Raw genomic sequence first — 18,673 nt, 5'->3', positions numbered from 1 at the left:
AATAAAAGGCTCCTAATGAAGCCCCGATATAAATAAATTTCGATCAGATTAGCTGACCCAATGTAACTCGATCATTGCCATTATAGTCTTTTACAGTACGAACCGACTGGAACCCTTTATGCTCAAAGAAAGAGCGTACGGCTTCTGCTTGTTCATAACCATGCTCCAGTACAATCCAGCCTTTCGGTCTTAACCAGCTTTTACCCTGCTCAATAATCGTCTCCAAATCAGCCAGACCTTGCTTAAGCGCAACGAGAGCCCGTACCGGCTCTGTGGCCAGATCTTTCATATGCCGATCTTCTGCATCGATATAGGGTGGATTGGATACGATTAAATCAAACATAGGCTCAGGTAACTGGTTCAATGCTGCAAACCAGGCTCCACAAGCAAACTCTACCTGCTGTAAACCATGTTTGTCTGCATTTTCACGGGCAACTGTAAGGGTGGGCATATAAACATCAGTAGCCAGAACCGACCAGTAAGGTTTTTCTGACGCTAGCGCCAGAGCGATGGCACCTGTACCTGTGCCTAAATCCACCATCTTGGTTTCTTCAGGCAACTCCAGCGTCAAAACAGTTTCGACCAGTACTTCAGTATCTGGCCGTGGTACCAGTGTATCTCGGGTCACTTTCAGATCAAGTGTCCAGAATGGCTGTGAACCAAGAATATATGCGAGAGGTTCGCCGGCTTCCAGTCGAGCCAATGCAGCCAGATAAGCATGCTGCTGCTCGGCCGTCAGCTCTTTATCCTGACGGAACCTGAACTCAAACATTTTTATATTTAGAATATGTTCAAGTAGCCAGATATTTTCCTGACGTTCATAGCTGTCTGGTATACCCCGAACCGTCAAGGCCTCACTAAGTTTCATTAGCCGCCATTTTCCTGTGCCAGCATTGCCAGCTGATCAGCCTGATATTCACGATGCAAGCTATCTAAAAGCTCATTTAGATCACCTTCCATAATGGCATCTAGCTTGTACAATGTGAGATTAATACGATGATCAGTCATCCGTCCCTGCGGGTAGTTATAGGTACGAATACGTTCAGAGCGGTCGCCCGAACCCACCAGATCACGGCGCATTTCAGAAGTGGCAGATTCTTGCGCAGCACGTTTAGCATTCTCTAAACGTGAAACCAGAAGTGACATCGCTTTGGCTTTATTCTTGTGCTGCGAACGCTCTTCCTGACATTCAACTACTGTGCCGGTAGGAATATGGGTAATACGTACAGCTGAGTCCGTTTTATTAATGTGCTGACCACCGGCACCTGATGCACGATAAGTATCAATACGTAAATCAGCCGGATTGATGTCTACTGTGGTATCCACATCTACTTCAGGAAGTATCGCTACAGTACATGCTGAAGTGTGTACCCGCCCCTGGGATTCTGTGGCTGGTACACGCTGTACTCGATGTGCACCGCTTTCAAATTTCATGCGACCATAAACACCATCACCATCGACACGACAGATTATTTCTTTATAACCGCCATGTTCACCTTCATTCTCAGAGAGAATTTCAAGCCGCCATCCACATGATTCCGCATATTTACTATACATACGGAACAGGTCACCAGAGAAAATTGCCGCCTCATCACCGCCTGTTCCAGCACGAATTTCCAGATATGCGGCATTGGCATCATTTGGGTCTTTTGGAATCATCAGAATATTAAGCTGACTTTCAAGTGACTCTATCAGGGCCCGATTCTCTCTAATTTCTTCCTGAGCCATTTCTTTAAAGTCAGGGTCAGAAAGCATGGCTTCAGCTGTTTCAATATCTGCTTCAGCCTGACGATATTTGGCCCAAACTTCGGTAATTTCAGTTAGATCACTATGTTCCCGGGACAGCTTGCGAAAGCGTTTATTATCAGAAATAACTTCAGCATCTGCCAGCAGTGCGGTCAGCTCTTCATAACGGTCAGATAACTGATCAAGGCGTAAACGTAGCGATTCTTTCATCTTTTAATATGTCTCAAGTCAAACAGCATTCGACTGTTAAAAGCGATCAAACAGTCTGCCATATCAGAAAATTGCGCATAGTGTACCGATTCTGACTTTTAAAAGACATCATTATTGGCAGGTAACACTTTGCCTCTATAAATTTTTTAGAGATATGGAGGCTAATCTTCAGAATTCATCCATATTTGCTTTAAAAATCTAGTTATTTGCCGTGATTTTAGACGTTTTTAATAGAAAGCATACAAAGCTGAAACCAAACACTATAAATACAGAGACAGCTCTCCATATTTAGTACGAATCGTTTTGTTACATTTCTCACAACGAAAGCATAAGCCTCAAAAGTTCTGAGCACATGGAGAACAAAATGAAATTAAATACAGTTTTATTAAGTGCAGCCTTAGCAACTACATCAATGTTGACTGTAAATGCGTATGCAGACAACACCACTCGTGTTGCAGCAGCAAGTGCGCTCGGAAGTGTAGCAGGCACAGCATTAGGTAGAAATATGGGTGGTAACACTGGTGCAATGATTGGTTCGGCACTAGGTGGTGCAGGTGGTGCAGCCGTAGCGAGTAATAAACGTAACCGTACTGAATCTGCGATTGGTGGTGGTGTAGGTGGTGTAGGTGGTTATGCCCTGGGTAAACAGATGGGTGGTTCAACTGGTGGCCTGATCGGTTCCGCACTGGGAGCAGCCGGGGGAGCAGCTTTAGGCAATAAAATTGCTAAAGATAAAGACGATGACCGCCGTTATTATAACTCCCGCCAATGGAATAAAAAATACCGTCGTCACCGTTAATAATAGCAGTCAAGATTCAAGCACCTTCGGGTGCTTTTTTAATGCATAAGACGGGTATGCACAATTACGGATAAATTAAGGATAAGCAAAATACAATTTCATAACGTTATCTTCATGCTGAGTCAGGTTTACGCTATTAATTTTGATCTATAGAAACTAGATTCAGATATATTTACAGGTGTACTCATGAACTATAAAACTCTAATGATTGCTGTTGTAGCAACCTCAGCCATGGGTATGACAGCAGCTAATGCAGGTAATGCAACCAATACTGCAATTACATCCGCTTTAGGCGGTGTAGTAGGTGCCGCAATTGGGCAGCACATGGGTGGACAAACAGGAGCAATGATTGGCTCAGCTGTAGGTGGCGGTGCCGGTGCTGCCGTTTCCAGCAATAAGCGCGACCGTAATGGCGCAATTATTGGAGGTGCCCTGGGTGCCGGAGCAGGTTATAGCGTTGGAAAGAATATGGGCGGTACAAATGGTGGTTATATTGGTGCGGCGCTAGGTTCTGCCGGCGGCTCAGTATTAGGCCAGCGTGTAAGTGAAGACCGTCGTTATGATGACCGGGATGAGCGTCGTTATAGCTCAAATCGTTATCGTTACAATGATTACCGCTACAACAACAACCGCTATACTGATAATGGCCGTCATTTAGGTCATTATAAAAATGGTAAACGTTACTAATTAATTTCCCAGTTATCTCTTTAAGCATCTTCGGATGCTTTTTTTATTTTTGTATTTATATCGTTTTTTATCGATATACAAAACCTGTTTAACGTCGTATGCTTTTCAGTAATTGTCTTAATCTGGAATCATCATGCCTAATCTTGTCAACACTCGATTTTCTATTCTGGAATTGGTTCCTGTCCGTGATGACAAGACCGTTCGCTTCTCCCTCGAACATTCTCTTGAATTAGCCCAACATGCTGAAAAGCTAGGCTATGAGCGTTTATGGTTGGCTGAACATCATAATATGGACGGGATTGCCAGTTCGGCAACTGCTGTTCTGCTCGGATATATCTTGGCCAATACAGAGCATTTACGCGTCGGTTCAGGTGGAATTATGTTGCCTAACCATGCACCACTGGTCGTTGCTGAACAGTTTGGTACTCTAGCGACCTTATATCCGGATCGGGTTGAATTGGGTCTGGGCCGTGCTCCAGGCACAGATCAGGTAACTATGCGTGCTCTACGTCGTGGTCGGCAGGAAACTGAAGACCAGTTTCCACAGGATGTACAGGAAATCCTGCACTACTTTAAAGAACCTCAACCCGGACAAAGGATTGTGGCAACACCAGGACAGGGAACGCATGTACCTGTGTGGCTATTAGGTTCTAGCCTGTTCAGTGCACAGCTGGCAGCAAGGCTCGGGCTACCCTACTCTTTTGCTTCTCATTTTGCACCGCGTATGCTTGGTCAGGCCATTCAGCTTTATAGAGAAAATTTTGAACCCTCCGAGTATCTTGAAAAACCTTATGTTTCTATGGGCGTACCGGTCGTCGTTGCACCTACAGATGAAGAAGCAAACTATCTGGCTACCAGTGCCTATCAGCGTGTTCTAGGGCTTATTCGTGGTCAGAGCCTAAAACTTAAACCACCTGTAGAAAGTATGGATGGCTTGTGGACACCAGCTGAACAGCTCTCTGTACGTAACTTTTATGCAATGGGCCAGATTGGCTCCCCTGCTACTGTTAAAGCCGGCTTAGAACAGTTGCTGCATGATTATGAAGTTGATGAGTTTATTTTTACCTGTGATATTTATGAGACTCAAAAACGGCTTGAAACGTTTAGCTTACTGATGGATCTTAAGCATTCTGTCTAATGAGATTCTATTTAAAGATAAGGCTTGTCCTAAAATGACAAGCCTTTCTTTTATTATCAATAATTTAGTTAAAAAATTATTCAACAATCAATACCTTACTTCACTGACTTTTTTGTCCACCAAATTTAAGCATTTCTGCCTACTCTTTTAGTGTTACAGCTTCCTACACTATTAAAAAATAGAAAATACAGGAAGACAGCTATGGCCACTATCGATCTGGAAAAAATGCTGCAAAAGGTCAAAAGTACTCAGTGGTGTTTATCCGATATTGACTGGAATGCGCCAGGTCGGGAAAAAATTACCGCAGAACAATGGCCAAAACTAAAAGACTTTATGGCTGATCTGATGTGGATCGAGCATGTGGGTGCACGGGCATTTTCAGCCATGTCAAAAAAAGCACCTAATGCAACCTTGCGTGAAATGTATGCCATTTTCCATGCTGAAGAACAGCGCCATGCGAATGCAGAAATGGCACTGATGAAACGCTGGGGAATGCTTGAGAACGATATCCCCAAACCCAACAAGAATTTGCGCCTGATTATTGAATGGCTCGATACCTATGCCGATGATATGCCCTTTTATATTCTTGGTGCAGTTATCCCAATGCTTGAAGTCGCTCTGGATGGTGCATTGTGTAAATTTTTACTTGATACGGTAGATGATCCGGTCTGTCATCAGGCATTTGAGCTGATTAATGCGGATGAAGCACGGCATCTAGGTGTAGGTTTCAGTGTCATGGAGCAGCAGGGAATGCATAAAAATCTGATTCAGCTAGGCCAGATGGCAGCTCGCATCGTTGATCCACGTTTAGTACTGGGCATTTTAGCCTACTTACCCCTGATCAATAAAATGCGCGACAATATTGTTAAACTGGGCTTACCTGAAGATAACCTGTATCAGGCAATGAATAAATTCACTCGAATCGGCGGACGTACACAACAAGGACGACGTAATCCATGGTTCCAAATTATTAACTGGCATGCTAAAAATGTCATTAACCGAGACAGGAAATTTTTTCATATTCCCGTTGATGCAATGGTGAGTATGACTGACAAGCTTCCAGAAAAGGCTTTACCTCGGATTCCTTCTTGGATATATGAATTAACTTCAGAACCAAAAGCTGCATCCTAACAATAAAAATTGAGGCATAAAATGAATACTAAATCCAAGGACCCGCATAAACCGGTTATTTTTCAGAATACTGCCAGGGACTTTGAGAATTTCCGTGGCCAGCTTATTCCATCAGAGCATATTGACCAGTATGATTTAAGCGATTTGAAAGTTGCAATTATTGGTGCCGATCAGGCTACTGTTAGCAAGCTGGAAAATATCTGTCAAAAAGCACAGTTTGTTAAAGTTTTCCAGATTACTCCCCATTTTATCTTGCCTAAGACCCAGAGTCATATTCACAAACTGATTTCTCATCCGTTAATTATCAAAAATCGCCGCTTATTTAATAATCGTATTAAAAGTCTGCTGGCTATCCGCCATCTTGAGGCCCAAGTTAAAGAAACGTGGTTAAGACGCCAATTGACACCAAATACAGGTGCAGAAAATAAAAAGTTTTTTAAATCGGATAATTACTACATAGCCCTGCAACGCGATAACTGTAAACTGATCACCTGGCCTGTGGTCAGAATTAATGCCGATTCCATACAGAGTATGGAAGGTGTCGAACATCTAATAGACGTAATTATTACCACTTATGTTTAAAATCAAAATAAATAAAAAAAGAGGCAATCAAAGCCTCTTTTTTTACCCAAAAGATTTTTACTGCACTGTACCCTGATAATGGTAAGCCGTTGCAGCCTTAACATAGCGCAAATATTGTGAAGTCAATTTCCCGGATGCCTGAATGACACGGATATCAATATACTTCAGGTCTTTTGATACCCGAATAAATTGCTGCGGTAGCTGTTGGTAATCTTCAAATGCTGGCTGATTTTCAGGGAAATTCGCACGATCATATTCGACGGTAATTTCACTTAACTTTTTAGTTTTTGTCTCGAAGATCTGTACAGGGCGAAGTTTTTGCCGAGAAAGTTGCAACGCCTGAATACTATAAGCACCTTCACGACTGCTTCCAATGACGATATCATGCACTAAATAGACAGTCATATTTTTAAAGTTTGTTTGATAGACATTCTGAACCAGGCTGGCAGTTGGTACTTGCTGGGTCATAATACGCTTTCCTGAATTGATCTGTACCCAAGTCTCAAATTCACGCATGGTGCCACCCGATGAAATATCAAAACTATAAAATTTTAATTTTTTGTCAGGACTATAATTAATAGACAATTTACCTGCATCAACCAGCTGTTTAAACGAATAATTAAAGCTTGCAGGATTGCTGAGCAACTGTTTCTGTATAGCTTCGGCTATTTGCTGATTATACTGATCTGCATCTATACGGCTATTTATCTCAGTTTGCTGATACTGCTTGAGCAATCCACTTTCAAATTGACTCAGAGTTTGTGCGTAACTTGAAAAAGAAAGGCTCAGTAAACTTGCGAGTAAAATTTTCTTTAACATTGCTGCTCACTTTAATGATTTACATTTTAACAAGCTAAAAGTCTTTATACAAAATAGCAGTATGAGTTCTGTCATACTGCTGTGTAACACATTTATCCAATACGGCGTTTAAGTCCAGTCATCTGTAAAATACGGGTAGAAATTTCTTCAATCGACATTTCTGAGACATTCAGGTATTTAATTCCTTCAGAAATATAAATTCCCTCTACCGCACGTAATTCCATCTGGCACTGGCTAAAACTTGCATAGCGGCTATTAGCCTTACGTTCAGTACGAATGGCAACTAGCCGCTCTGCATCAATCATCAATCCAAATAATTTATGCTTATGTGCTTTAAGTACTGCTGGTAAGCGGTTATCGTCCAGATCTTCTTCAGTCAATGGATAGTTTGCTACCCTGATACCAAACTGGAGCGACAGGTAAATTGAAGTAGGTGTTTTCCCTGAACGGGAAACTCCAATTAAAATAAGATCAGCTTTATCATAATGACGGGTACGTGCTCCATCATCATTATCTAAGGCAAAATGTACTGCATCAATACGCGCTTTATAAGATTCAGAATCTGTTACAGCGTGCGTTTGCCCGACCAAAGTCGTTGGAGGTGTGCCAAGTACATCGGAAAGCTTACTGATAAGGCCCTCAAATACGTCCAGATTTACTGCATTAGCCGTATTAATAATATCACGTACGTTAGGGTCAACTAGCGTATCAAATACCAAAGGCTGCTCGCCTTCCCGATCTGCACGGGTATTAATTTCTTCGACGACTTTAGTTGCAGCTTCTTCAGTAGTGATATAAGGGATGATGTGTATATCAAAATCAACATGCGGAAACTGGGCTAATAAGGAGTGACCTAAGGTTTCAGCGGTGATCGCAGTGCCATCAGAAATAAAAAACACACTCCGCTTAATTTGTTTACCTTCTGTCATTAAAATTCTCCTCAAACATTTGTCTTAGTACTATATAATCTTTATAGTAAACCGATCTTACATGACTGTCGCTTAGTAAAATCAAAAACCTAAGCGCTTTAAGATAATTTCATGCCAAGATAGTGATTAATACAGCAAAAGTGGAGTAACAACTTTGGAAGCGCGCGTAATCGGTCTGGAAAAACTAGGGAAACACGACGTTGAACTCGTGGGTGGGAAAAACTCATCTTTGGGTGAAATGATCAGCCATTTATCCAATGCTGGTGTATCGGTACCTGGTGGTTTTGCTACAACTGCTGCTGCCTATCGTGAATTTCTCGAACAGAGCGGCCTGAACGCCAAGATTCAAGCTGAACTTGCTCAATTAAATGTTGATGATGTTAATGCGCTGGCCGAAACCGGAGCTAAAATTCGTCAATGGATTGTTGACACTCCACTTACTGCAGAATTAGAAAAAGAAGTTCGTGAAGCTTTTGCAGCTCTCTCAAACGGCAACCCTGATATCGCGGTTGCCGTTCGTTCTTCTGCGACTGCCGAAGATTTACCAGATGCATCATTTGCAGGCCAGCAGGAAACCTTCCTGAATATTCGTGGTATTGACAATGTGCTGATTGCTATCAAGGAAGTTTTTGCTTCTCTCTTTAATGATCGCGCCATTGCTTATCGTGTGCACCAAGGTTTTGAACACAGCTTAGTTGCGCTCTCTGCTGGTATTCAACGTATGGTTCGCTCAGAGACAGGTGCTGCAGGTGTAATGTTTACACTTGATACCGAATCTGGTTTCCGTGATGTTGTATTTATCACTGCTTCTTATGGATTAGGCGAAATGGTTGTTCAGGGTGCAGTAAACCCTGATGAATTTTATCTGTCTAAACCTTTATTAACAGGCGGCAAGCATGCGGTCTTACGTCGCAACCTTGGCTCCAAGCACCAGAAAATGATTTATGGTGATGAAGGTTCTGCCGGTAACTCAGTAGTTGTGGTCGATGTTGAAAAACAGGAACGCCAGCAGTTTGCACTGAATGATCATGAATTACATGAACTGGCTAAACAGGCCCTTATCATTGAAGAGCATTATGGCTCACCAATGGATATTGAATGGGCAAAAGATGGCGATGATGGCCAGCTTTATATTGTTCAGGCACGTCCTGAAACCGTGAAAAGCCGTCAAGATGTGGGCACAATGGAACGTTATCTGCTAAAACAGCGTGGTAGCGTGATCTGTGAAGGCCGCTCTATTGGCCAGCGTATCGGTTCAGGTAAAGTTCGTATTGTAACTTCCATAAAAGAAATGGACAAAGTACAAGAAGGCGATGTTCTGGTATCAGATATGACTGATCCTGACTGGGAACCAGTCATGAAACGTGCTGCTGCCATTATTACCAACCGTGGTGGGCGTACCTGTCACGCAGCAATTATTGCACGTGAACTTGGTGTTCCTGCCATTGTAGGTTGCGGCAATGCGACTGAAGTACTGGCAGATGGTCAGGAAGTTACCGTCTCATGTGCTGAAGGTGATACTGGCTTCATTTATGAAGGTGCACTCGACTTTGAAGTTCAGCGCAACTCAATCGAATCTATGCCGAAGCTTCCATTCAAGATTATGATGAATGTGGGTAACCCAGACCGTGCCTTTGATTTTGCACAAATGCCAAATGAAGGAATTGGTCTTGCTCGCCTAGAGTTTATCATTAACCGCATGATTGGTGTGCACCCTAAAGCCCTGCTTAATATCGACAGCCTGCCACGTGAAACCCGCGCAGCAGTTATGGCACGCACAGCAGGCTATTCTTCTCCAGTTGAATTCTATATAGAAAAACTGGTCGAAGGAATTGCAACACTTGCAGCTGCATTTGCAGACAAGCCTGTTATTGTCCGTATGTCCGACTTCAAGTCAAATGAATATGCCAACCTGATTGGTGGCAAATTATATGAACCGGAAGAAGAAAACCCGATGCTGGGCTTCCGTGGTGCAAGCCGCTATGTTTCTGACAACTTCCGTGACTGTTTTGAGCTGGAATGCCGTGCACTTAAGAAAGCACGTGATGAAATGGGTCTGACTAACATCCAGATCATGATTCCATTTGTACGCACTGTTACTGAAGCAAAACGTGTTATTGAACTACTAGCTCAGAATGGACTTAAACGTGGTGAGAATGGCCTTAAAGTAATCATGATGTGTGAATTACCAACCAATGCACTTTTGGCTGAGCAGTTCCTTGAACATTTTGATGGCTTCTCTATCGGTTCTAATGATTTAACGCAGCTTACTCTTGGTCTGGACCGTGACTCTGGTATTGTTTCCCACCTGTTTGATGAACGTGACCCAGCAGTTAAAGCCCTATTGTCTATGGCTATTCATGCTTGTCGTAAAGCAGGCAAATATGTAGGGATTTGTGGACAGGGCCCTTCCGACCATCCAGATCTGGCGAAATGGTTAATGGAACAGGGTATCGAGTCGGTTTCACTTAATCCGGACTCTGTTTTGGATACCTGGTTCTTCCTTGCTGAAGAAAAAATTAAACAGTCTTAAATATATGTAATAAAAAAGGCCCAACAGGGCCTTTTTTATTACAATTAGCACCAGTTTAAGCAGTCTTATTAAAAGTAAATAAATAATTTAGATAGGTAGAAATTGGTTACTTTCACTGGACGCAACTTTATAGGGACAGACAATCAAACTGTGATGATATTTTAAAATTACTTTAATGAAAGTTATGAATTTCTACGGTTATTTATAATTTTTAATCTAATAGCTTAACGTCACAAGAAGCCCGATGATGATGAAAAAAGCCCAGATTAAAATGATCATTTTCTTTTGGAACTTTACTACTTCATTCTCTTCAGCTTTAAGTTCGTCCTCGAATTTTTTAGATTTTTCATACAGTTCATTGAGCGAAAAACTTTCTTGGCTACCCGGCAGGATGTTCAAATTAGTCTTAGTTACGCCCTTATAAGACTCTGTCAGGTGAAGGCTTAGTGGCTGTTCTGTATGAATTCTTTCCATAATTTTCACTATATTAAAAGTTTAGATCAAATAAAAGTGACTACTTAATCATGTTCTTTCTTTAAAAATTAAAATTTAAACCCACTCATTCAACTTTCAAAAAAAATACCCATACATTGAGTATGGGCAATAAACTTAAAAGTTCTTTAACTGTGACGAAGTTTACATTTACACCTCTAAAACAACAAGTAATTTATATAACAACTTATCACAAAAGCTCACATTTTAACCAAAAATTTTATTTATATCCGGAAAATAGTCATTCTTACAAAATTCAATAGGATACTAGAAAGTTAATTTTCAATCTAATTTACATCAAGATTTCTAGTTTGGCTTCTTCCCTTTAAAAATAGAAAACTTTGATTAACTGTAATGTAATAATATTTCAAAATATTACATTCGTGTTATTTATAAGATAATTGTGTTATTTATACTGCCGTCTTAAGTTATCTTATGTTCTAAATGCTTTACGATTATTCTCTTTCTGATACGTCTTATTTACATTCTACGCCTCAGCCACAGGTTATTGTAGAGTCTTCTACTCCCCACTCAGGTCCATTCGGTGGTGTCCGAGGTATGGTTTCAGATTATTTTGACCTTAATACTTTCACCAATAAATTAAAGAGTATTACTCGTCAATCCAGTACCAGTAAATGCGCTAAAAGTATTCGAGTTGCATTGCAATCTGCTGGTGCCAAAATACAGTCTCATCCTGTTGCAGCTTCAGACTGGGGAAATACTTTGCTTTCTCTGGGTTATCGTGAAATTAAACCCTCTTTTGACCATCCTAAAGAAGGCGATATTTATATAATTCATCGTACCCAGAAACATCAATATGGTCATATAGCTGGCTATAGCGGTAACAGTTGGGTTTCTGACTTTAAACAAAAAAGTTATGATGTCTATAAAGATAAAAATGTCAGCTATTCCTATTTCAGACTAGCAAACTAAGCTGCCTAATTAATAACAACTAAATTAAATCGGGATTATTAAGTAATTATAATCCCTGTTTATTTTGCAATTAGACTTTTTGGCTTCTAAGCTGCCGTTGGTGTCCAAATCCGGAAATTAAAATATCTTTATCGTTTACTGCCAGAAACACTGGCCTGCCTTGTTATAGATTCTATTCTCTTTAACTTATCCATTTGATAAAATATGACTTTTTAAAATATTTTGTATAAGCTCCAAGATGTTTAGCTGCACTTATATAAAATACTAATATATTCTTAAAACTCATTATTCCTGATCCATCAGGCTTAATTTTTTTAGTTATAATCCGTTTTGCCTCACTCTACTTTAAGCTGCTTTCGCTTAGTCAAATTTAAGCTTTCAGCTATCTCATATTTAAGATTTCCAAGTTCCTCCAATGTGGTTTAATATAAAAAGATTACAGCTACTTCACTTTTAAAATCTGCGTATTCCCCTGTTTACAGACAAATTTGACTAGTTATTTAGAGCAATATGTTATAAAGCAGATGAATTAAAGATATTTAATGATGTCTTTAAATATATGCAGAAAAGTTTGAGTGTATATTTTTCTTTTTTGTTTCATTTATTTCAGGTATTCGAGATTCAAAATTTATGCAGATTTATTTGGCTAGAAATAATCAACAGGCAGGCCCGTATACTCTAGAACAAGTCAATCAGATGCTTGCCAGTCAGCAGGTTTTGTTGACTGACTTAGCTTGGCATGAAGGTATGACCGAATGGAAAGCATTAGGTGAACTTACACAGGGAAAACTGAGTTATGAGCCGGCAGGCTACCAGTCTTCTTCAGCCCAGCCTGTATTTAATAATCCTGTGATCCAGAAAACTCATGTACAAAATAAACCTAAGGTCGCAGAGCAGCAGGCTTCAATCGGCTCAAGAATACTGGCAAAAGTAATTGATCTCATGTTGTGGCTACCTATAGCAGCCCTACCTTCTTTTTTCCTTACCCCTACCCAGATGACTGAGCTCACACGCATTCAGGCACAAATGCAGTCTGCAGATAGCACAACGAAGGCTATAGACCTTCAAAACCAGTTTCTTGCACTTATTCCAGCTGAAGCATGGCAGGCAATGCTGGTGTATATGCTTATTATGCTTGTGATCCAGGCTGTGTTACTCGCCCGGACAGGCCAAAGTATTGGTAAAAAGTTGGCTAATATCCAGATTGTAGACGCTAACACTTCTGGTAAAGTAAATTTAACCCGTGTTTTTTTATTGAGAAGTGTCCTGGTAATCTTGCTTACACTGACAGTAGTGCCCTTTATTGCAATTATTGATGCTTTATTTGCTTTAGGACAAAAAAGACAAACCTTACATGATATGATCGCCAAAACCAAGGTTATTAAACGTACTAAGTAGTCATTCACAGGGGTAAATGGATTTACCCTTTTAATTTTTCACCACTTTGAAAATATTGATTTTTTAATACGAAAAAACCAATCCCGACCAAAAAAATCAGTTTTCTTTACAGTAATTTAAAGCCACTTTATGTGTAGCTTAGTTTGTTGATATAAGGCATAATGCCCTACAACGTAGCGGTGCCCGGTAAAAAATGATTTCTTCAATCCAGAAGCTGTTGTTTAACTGATGCGGCACTTTAATCGCTATCCCATATTTATTTAGTAATGGGACTCTTCACCGAGGTTGTAAAATGAGACAAACAATTTTAGCTGTATTGTCTTTATCAACGCTTGCCGTACTCCTAACCGGGTGTGGTGGTGATCTAGTACTTCTAAACTCTAAAGGTCCAGTTGCTGCAGGTCAAAGTAACCTGATGATGACAGCAATCTATCTGATGTTGCTTGTGGTGATTCCATCAATCATCATGGCTTTATGGTTTGGTTGGAAATATCACGCGTCAAATAAAGATGCAGACTATAAACCTACATGGGCGCACTCTACTACGATTGAAGTTGTAGTTTGGGGTATCCCTGTTATTATTATTGGTATTCTAGCTTGGTTGACTTGGGTGGGTTCACACAAGTATGACCCATACCGTCCTATAGAATCTGAGCAAGCGCCATTGAACGTGCAAGTGATTGCAGAACAGTTCAAATGGGTGTTCATTTATCCAGAGCAGAATATTGCAACAGTAAATGAATTACGCTTTCCAGTAGATACACCAGTAAGCTTCCGCCTGACGTCTAACTTTACAATGAACTCATTCTTCATTCCGCAGTTAGCAGGTCAGATCTATGCAATGGCGGGAATGCAGACTCATCTGAATGTATTAGCTGAAGAAACTGGTGTATACCGCGGTTTCTCTGCCAACTACTCAGGTTACGGTTTCTCGCAAATGCGTTTCTTGGCATACAGTGTCACTCGACCAGAGTTTGATCAGTGGGTTGCTGCGGTTAAAGCAGGTAATGGTACTTCTGTAAATCCAGAAGCAATTCAAAAAGGTATTCTAGACCAAGCTGAATTTGCAACCTTACGTGATGGTAATCGGGCAAAACATCAAATTGAATCGATTGTTGCACGTGCTGTAACTCCAGAAGAGAAAGCGGAAGCGGCAAAACTTGAAGCTGAGGGTACTTACCCGACTAAGCCACATCCTGTGACTTACTATTCTTCAGTTGAGCCTAAATTGTTCGAATCAGTGATTAACAAATACATGAGCAACTACCACGGTGCAGACCACTCAGCGCAAGCGGGTGCCGAGCATGCTGGTGCATCTCATGCAAATGTTGAACATGCGACTGCTTCTGTAGAGGAATAAGACATGTTTGGTAAGCTTGGTTTTGATGCAATTCCGCACGATCCAATCGTGTTGGTTACAGTTGCATTGATGGTACTAGGTGGTCTGGCGCTTGTCGTAGGACTAACCTATTTCAAAAAATGGGGCTACCTGTGGAACGAATGGTTCACATCAGTAGACCATAAAAAAATTGGTATCATGTATATCATCGTGTCTGTCGTCATGCTGCTGCGTGGCTTTGCCGATGCGATCATGATGCGTCTTCAGCAGTTCCTCGCTAGAGGTGGTGGTGAAGGTTATTTGCATCCGGAGCACTACGACCAGATTTTCACCGCGCATGGCGTGATCATGATTTTCTTCGTAGCGATGGGTCTAGTTGTAGGCTTGATGAATATCTCTGTACCTCTACAAATTGGTGCACGAGACGTTGCTTTCCCACTGCTTAACTCTTTAAGCTTCTGGCTCTTCGCGGGCGCAGCTGGCTTGATGATGGCTTCTCTGGCAATTGGTGAATTCGCCGCTACAGGCTGGATGGCTTATCCTCCGCTGTCAGGTATCGAATACTCGCCTGGCGTAGGTGTAGATTACTATATCTGGGCACTCCAGATTTCTGGTCTAGGTACGCTTCTTACTGGTGTTAACTTCTTTGTTACCATTATTAAGATGCGTGCACCTGGCATGAAACTGATGGATATGCCGATCTTTACCTGGACTGCACTATGTACTTCTGTACTGATTATTGCTGCTTTCCCTGTACTGACTGCAACCATTGCAATGCTGTCTCTGGACCGTTACTTCGGTTTCCATTTCTTCACTAATGACATGGGTGGTAGCCCAATGTTATATGTGAACCTGATCTGGACTTGGGGTCACCCAGAAGTATACATCTTGGTACTGCCAGCATTTGGTATTTACTCGGAAGTTGTTGCAACATTCTGCCGCAAAGCACTATTCGGCTATAAATCGATGGTGTATGCAACTGTAGCAATTACCGTACTGTCTTTTGTTGTATGGGTTCACCACTTCTTTACCATGGGTGCAGGTGCCAACGTTAACGCGTTCTTCGGTATCATGACCATGATTATTGCGATCCCGACTGGTGTGAAAATCTTCTCTTGGTTGTTCACCATGTACAAGGGCCGCATTACCTATACAACGCCAATGCTATGGACTCTAGGCTTCCTGGTTACCTTTGGTATTGGTGGTATGACAGGTGTACTGATGGCAGTTCCACCAGCAGACTTCCTGGTTCACAACTCACTGTTTTTGATCGCTCACTTCCATAACGTAATTATTGGTGGTGTTGTATTTGCAATGTTCGCAGGTATCATTTATTACTGGCCAAAAATGTTTGGCTGGAAACTTAATGAAACTTGGGGTAAAGCTGCATTCTGGTTCTGGTTCTTTGGTTTCTACTTTGCGTTCATGCCACTTTATATCCTAGGTTTCATGGGTATGACTCGTCGTCTGAACACATATGACAATCCAGACTGGGATCCGTATGTAACTATTGCAATGTTCGGTGCTGTCATGATTGCTATCGGTATCGCTTGCTTCCTGATGCAAATTATCGTTGGTTTCTTACAGCGTAATGACAATCTGGACCTGACTGGCGACCCTTGGGATGCCCGTACACTTGAATGGTCTACATCTTCTCCTGCCCCATTTTATAACTTTGCTCACCTGCCAGAAGGTAACGGTATTGACCGTTTCTGGACAGACAAAGAGAATGGTGTGGCATATGCTCGTCCAACGAGTTATGAAGATGTCCATATGCCAACTAACCGTGCTGCCGGCTTTGTAATTGCAATGTTTATTACAGTTATGGGCTTTGCATTGATCTGGCATATCTGGTGGTTAGTATTCATTACCTTCGCTGCTGCTATTATTAGCTTCATCGTGAGTTCATTTACTAAGAAAGTGGACTACTATGTACCTGCAGCTGAAGTTAAGCGTATCGAAGATGAACGTTATGCTTTACTTGAAAAACACTTGAAGAAGGACTAAGGATATGGCTGAAGTACTTCATCACGACAACCATGGACATGATGAACATCATCATCACGATGATACTGATATCACTGTCTTTGGTTTCTGGACCTACTTGATGAGTGACTTGATTTTATTCGGTACACTCTTCATCGCGTTCGCTGTATTAAGCAGTCATGTTCCACCGGGTACTCCAAGTGCAGGAGATCTGTTTGGCGACTCTCTTGGTTTTGTTTTAACTGAAACCTTCGCCCTTCTGATCTCTTCAGTAACCTTTGGTTTTGCTGTACTTGCTTCATACAAGAAAAATGTGGGTCAGGTTATTGCCTGGCTTGCAGTTACATGGCTTTTTGGTGCGTCGTTCATCGGCATGGAACTATATGAGTTCAATCATCTAGTTCATGAAGGTTACGGCCCAACTACCAGTGCTTTCCTTTCCTCGTTCTTTACGCTGGTCGGTACGCACGGTATCCACGTAACTTCAGGTCTGGTATGGATGATCATTTTGATGATTCAAATCAAGAAAAATGGTTTGACTCTTCCAAATATGCGTCGTCTGGCTTGCCTAAGCTTGTTCTGGCACTTCCTTGACATCGTTTGGATCTGTGTATTCAGCGTAGTTTACTTAATGGGAGTTCTCTAATGAGTCACGATCATAACTCTGCTGGTGCAGCGCACGGTAATTTCAAGCAATACACGATCGGCTTTATCCTATCCGTAATTCTGACCATCATCCCATTCGGGATGGTGATGAGTGGTGGATTTGAGCGTGGCTTACTGGTTACTGTAATTGCCATTACTGCTGCTGCACAGGTGCTTGTTCAGCTGGTATTCTTCTTACATATGAATGCCTCTTCAGAACAGCGCTGGAACGTAATTGCTTTTATCTATACTGTCCTATGTATTGCAATTTTACTTGTAGGCTCGGTATGGATTATGAATTACCTTCACTTCAACATGATGATCTAAACTGGTCGTCATGCTGAAAAAGTATCTATTCCTGACCAAACCAGGAATTCTCTTCGGTAATTTCATTACCACCTTGGGCGGCTTTTTATTAGCCGCCCAAGGCTCTGTAGATTTCCTTTTGCTTTTTTTAACCCTTATCGGTACAACGCTTGTTGTTGCCTCAGGTTGTGTCGTCAATAATATAATTGACCAAGACATCGACCAGAAAATGCAACGCACTCAAAATCGTGCTCTTGTAAAAAAAACTGTTTCTGTACCTGTTGCCATGCTATATGCGCTGGTTTTGGGAGTGATCGGTTTTAGCATACTATGGTTTTGGGTGAACACTTATGCCTTTGCATTTGCTGTGGTTGGTTTCGTGGTGTATGTAGGCTTCTATAGTCTCTGGACCAAACGTACCAGTATCCATCAGACACTGATTGGCAGTATTTCTGGAGCAAGTCCTCCGGTGATTGGTTATACAGCAGTAACCAATGAATTTGACTTGGCCGCCCTACTCATCTTCGCAGGTTATGCATTCTGGCAAATGCCTCATTCCTGGGGAATTGCAATCTACCGTTTTGATGACTATAAAAATGCAGGTATCCCTATTTTACCTGTAGCACGTTCTATTCTACGCACCAAGATTGAATCCCTGATTTATATCGTCCTATTCAGTATTGCCATGAATGCCCTATTCATCTATGGCTATACCAACTGGCTGTATTTGGTTATCTTGAACCTTCTGTGCATTTACTGGTTTTACATTGGTCTGATTGGCCTGAAGGCTGAAAATGACCAGCTCTGGGCAAAGCGTTTCTTCTTATTTTCAGTTACTCTGATTACGATTGTCAGCCTGAGCTTCAGTTTTACTTCAGTGTCCCCTGCTCCTCATTTCCCTATCTTTTAGTCAATACAGAGTGGTTGTCTGTAAGCCACTCTCGTAGATGATATGTACTTGATTTCCCACTTTCTAGCGCTATTCTTGAAAAGCATTTGT

Annotated in this window: 18 protein-coding genes; 13 read left to right on the top strand and 5 right to left on the bottom strand. The window is 41.5% G+C overall.

The genetic code is table 11. The features are described from left to right. Positions 1–43 precede the first annotated feature (43 nt). Positions 44–868 (bottom strand): peptide chain release factor N(5)-glutamine methyltransferase, encoded by an 825-nt coding sequence (prmC, locus tag AC0VYT_RS05400; protein WP_005014795.1) that lies wholly within the window; start codon positions 866–868, stop codon positions 44–46. Next, positions 868–1,956 carry a peptide chain release factor 1 gene (prfA, locus tag AC0VYT_RS05395; protein ID WP_005014798.1) on the bottom strand — a complete coding sequence of 363 codons (1,089 nt, stop codon included), beginning with the start codon at positions 1,954–1,956 and terminating at the stop codon, positions 868–870. The genes prmC and prfA overlap by 1 nt, the downstream gene beginning before the upstream one ends. A 364-nt stretch (positions 1,957–2,320) precedes the next feature. On the opposite strand from prfA, the gene AC0VYT_RS05390 reads away from it, so the two are divergent. The 5 genes from AC0VYT_RS05390 (at position 2,321) to AC0VYT_RS05370 (ending at position 6,293) form a co-directional block, all read left to right on the top strand. Further along, complete coding sequence (locus AC0VYT_RS05390) at positions 2,321–2,755, top strand: glycine zipper domain-containing protein (protein WP_005014799.1); 435 nt, start codon at positions 2,321–2,323, stop codon at positions 2,753–2,755. Between the two features lie 186 nt (positions 2,756–2,941). Then, positions 2,942–3,442 (top strand): glycine zipper domain-containing protein, encoded by a 501-nt coding sequence (locus tag AC0VYT_RS05385; protein ID WP_005014801.1) that lies wholly within the window; start codon positions 2,942–2,944, stop codon positions 3,440–3,442. 133 nt (positions 3,443–3,575) lie between these two features. After that, complete coding sequence (locus tag AC0VYT_RS05380; RefSeq protein ID WP_005014802.1) at positions 3,576–4,580, top strand: LLM class flavin-dependent oxidoreductase; 1,005 nt, start codon at positions 3,576–3,578, stop codon at positions 4,578–4,580. Between the two features lie 201 nt (positions 4,581–4,781). Further along, entirely contained in the window at positions 4,782–5,711 is a 930-nt protein-coding gene (locus AC0VYT_RS05375; RefSeq protein ID WP_005014804.1) for a hypothetical protein, read from the top strand. Between the two features lie 21 nt (positions 5,712–5,732). Then, positions 5,733–6,293 carry an NAD(P)/FAD-dependent oxidoreductase gene (locus AC0VYT_RS05370; RefSeq protein ID WP_005014805.1) on the top strand — a complete coding sequence of 187 codons (561 nt, stop codon included), beginning with the start codon at positions 5,733–5,735 and terminating at the stop codon, positions 6,291–6,293. 57 nt (positions 6,294–6,350) lie between these two features. Here the strand turns inward: AC0VYT_RS05370 and AC0VYT_RS05365 are convergent, their stop codons facing one another. Together AC0VYT_RS05365 and ppsR are read right to left on the bottom strand one after the other, a co-directional pair. Further along, on the bottom strand, positions 6,351–7,112 hold the full coding sequence (locus tag AC0VYT_RS05365) for a hypothetical protein (RefSeq protein WP_005014807.1): 762 nt from the start codon (positions 7,110–7,112) through the stop codon (positions 6,351–6,353). Between the two features lie 92 nt (positions 7,113–7,204). Next, entirely contained in the window at positions 7,205–8,041 is an 837-nt protein-coding gene (gene ppsR, locus AC0VYT_RS05360) for a posphoenolpyruvate synthetase regulatory kinase/phosphorylase PpsR (protein WP_005014809.1), read from the bottom strand. Between the two features lie 154 nt (positions 8,042–8,195). Between ppsR and ppsA the strand changes: the two genes are divergently transcribed. Continuing rightward, the gene (gene ppsA, locus AC0VYT_RS05355) at positions 8,196–10,574 is read left to right on the top strand and encodes a phosphoenolpyruvate synthase (protein WP_005014811.1); all 2,379 of its coding nucleotides are present in this window, start codon (positions 8,196–8,198) and stop codon (positions 10,572–10,574) included. A gap of 216 nt (positions 10,575–10,790) precedes the next feature. On the opposite strand, the gene AC0VYT_RS05350 is transcribed toward ppsA, so the two are convergent. After that, positions 10,791–11,048 carry a hypothetical protein gene (locus AC0VYT_RS05350; RefSeq protein ID WP_005014813.1) on the bottom strand — a complete coding sequence of 86 codons (258 nt, stop codon included), beginning with the start codon at positions 11,046–11,048 and terminating at the stop codon, positions 10,791–10,793. A gap of 462 nt (positions 11,049–11,510) precedes the next feature. Between AC0VYT_RS05350 and AC0VYT_RS05345 the strand changes: the two genes are divergently transcribed. The 7 genes from AC0VYT_RS05345 (at position 11,511) to cyoE (ending at position 18,583) form a co-directional block, all read left to right on the top strand. Further along, positions 11,511–11,999, top strand: coding sequence for a hypothetical protein (locus AC0VYT_RS05345; RefSeq protein ID WP_005014815.1), 489 nt, complete (start codon positions 11,511–11,513; stop codon positions 11,997–11,999). Between the two features lie 630 nt (positions 12,000–12,629). After that, positions 12,630–13,397, top strand: coding sequence for an RDD family protein (locus AC0VYT_RS05340; protein ID WP_005014816.1), 768 nt, complete (start codon positions 12,630–12,632; stop codon positions 13,395–13,397). A gap of 292 nt (positions 13,398–13,689) precedes the next feature. Next, positions 13,690–14,757 (top strand): ubiquinol oxidase subunit II, encoded by a 1,068-nt coding sequence (gene cyoA / locus AC0VYT_RS05335; RefSeq protein ID WP_005014817.1) that lies wholly within the window; start codon positions 13,690–13,692, stop codon positions 14,755–14,757. Positions 14,758–14,760: 3 nt separating this feature from the next. Then, a complete protein-coding gene (cyoB, locus tag AC0VYT_RS05330) occupies positions 14,761–16,743 on the top strand; it encodes a cytochrome o ubiquinol oxidase subunit I (protein ID WP_005014828.1) in 1,983 nt (660 codons plus the stop codon). A gap of 4 nt (positions 16,744–16,747) precedes the next feature. After that, complete coding sequence (gene cyoC, locus AC0VYT_RS05325; RefSeq protein WP_005014829.1) at positions 16,748–17,368, top strand: cytochrome o ubiquinol oxidase subunit III; 621 nt, start codon at positions 16,748–16,750, stop codon at positions 17,366–17,368. Beyond that, positions 17,368–17,694: a cytochrome o ubiquinol oxidase subunit IV gene (cyoD, locus tag AC0VYT_RS05320; RefSeq protein WP_005014830.1), complete on the top strand. Its 327-nt coding sequence runs from the start codon at positions 17,368–17,370 to the stop codon at positions 17,692–17,694. The genes cyoC and cyoD overlap by 1 nt, the downstream gene beginning before the upstream one ends. Positions 17,695–17,704: 10 nt before the next feature. After that, entirely contained in the window at positions 17,705–18,583 is an 879-nt protein-coding gene (gene cyoE, locus AC0VYT_RS05315; RefSeq protein ID WP_005014832.1) for a heme o synthase, read from the top strand. The last annotated feature ends 90 nt before the right edge of the window (positions 18,584–18,673 follow it).

The organism is Acinetobacter sp. QJM3NY_42, assembly GCF_056173745.1.
This window is presented reverse-complemented; position numbering and strand designations above follow the sequence as displayed.

Bases quoted from the DNA above. Each gene is read 5' to 3' on its own strand.
- AC0VYT_RS05340 (WP_005014816.1), top strand. From the start codon at position 12,630: ATGCAGATTTATTTGGCTAGAAATAATCAACAGGCAGGCCCGTATACT.
- prfA (WP_005014798.1), bottom strand. From the start codon at position 1,956: ATGAAAGAATCGCTACGTTTACGCCTTGATCAGTTATCTGACCGTTAT.
- ppsR (WP_005014809.1), bottom strand. From the start codon at position 8,041: ATGACAGAAGGTAAACAAATTAAGCGGAGTGTGTTTTTTATTTCTGAT.
- AC0VYT_RS05365 (WP_005014807.1), bottom strand. From the start codon at position 7,112: ATGTTAAAGAAAATTTTACTCGCAAGTTTACTGAGCCTTTCTTTTTCA.
- AC0VYT_RS05345 (WP_005014815.1), top strand. From the start codon at position 11,511: ATGCTTTACGATTATTCTCTTTCTGATACGTCTTATTTACATTCTACG.
- cyoD (WP_005014830.1), top strand. From the start codon at position 17,368: ATGAGTCACGATCATAACTCTGCTGGTGCAGCGCACGGTAATTTCAAG.
- AC0VYT_RS05390 (WP_005014799.1), top strand. From the start codon at position 2,321: ATGAAATTAAATACAGTTTTATTAAGTGCAGCCTTAGCAACTACATCA.
- AC0VYT_RS05385 (WP_005014801.1), top strand. From the start codon at position 2,942: ATGAACTATAAAACTCTAATGATTGCTGTTGTAGCAACCTCAGCCATG.
- cyoA (WP_005014817.1), top strand. From the start codon at position 13,690: ATGAGACAAACAATTTTAGCTGTATTGTCTTTATCAACGCTTGCCGTA.
- cyoC (WP_005014829.1), top strand. From the start codon at position 16,748: ATGGCTGAAGTACTTCATCACGACAACCATGGACATGATGAACATCAT.
- prmC (WP_005014795.1), bottom strand. From the start codon at position 868: ATGAAACTTAGTGAGGCCTTGACGGTTCGGGGTATACCAGACAGCTAT.
- cyoB (WP_005014828.1), top strand. From the start codon at position 14,761: ATGTTTGGTAAGCTTGGTTTTGATGCAATTCCGCACGATCCAATCGTG.
- AC0VYT_RS05375 (WP_005014804.1), top strand. From the start codon at position 4,782: ATGGCCACTATCGATCTGGAAAAAATGCTGCAAAAGGTCAAAAGTACT.
- AC0VYT_RS05370 (WP_005014805.1), top strand. From the start codon at position 5,733: ATGAATACTAAATCCAAGGACCCGCATAAACCGGTTATTTTTCAGAAT.
- AC0VYT_RS05350 (WP_005014813.1), bottom strand. From the start codon at position 11,048: ATGGAAAGAATTCATACAGAACAGCCACTAAGCCTTCACCTGACAGAG.
- AC0VYT_RS05380 (WP_005014802.1), top strand. From the start codon at position 3,576: ATGCCTAATCTTGTCAACACTCGATTTTCTATTCTGGAATTGGTTCCT.
- cyoE (WP_005014832.1), top strand. From the start codon at position 17,705: ATGCTGAAAAAGTATCTATTCCTGACCAAACCAGGAATTCTCTTCGGT.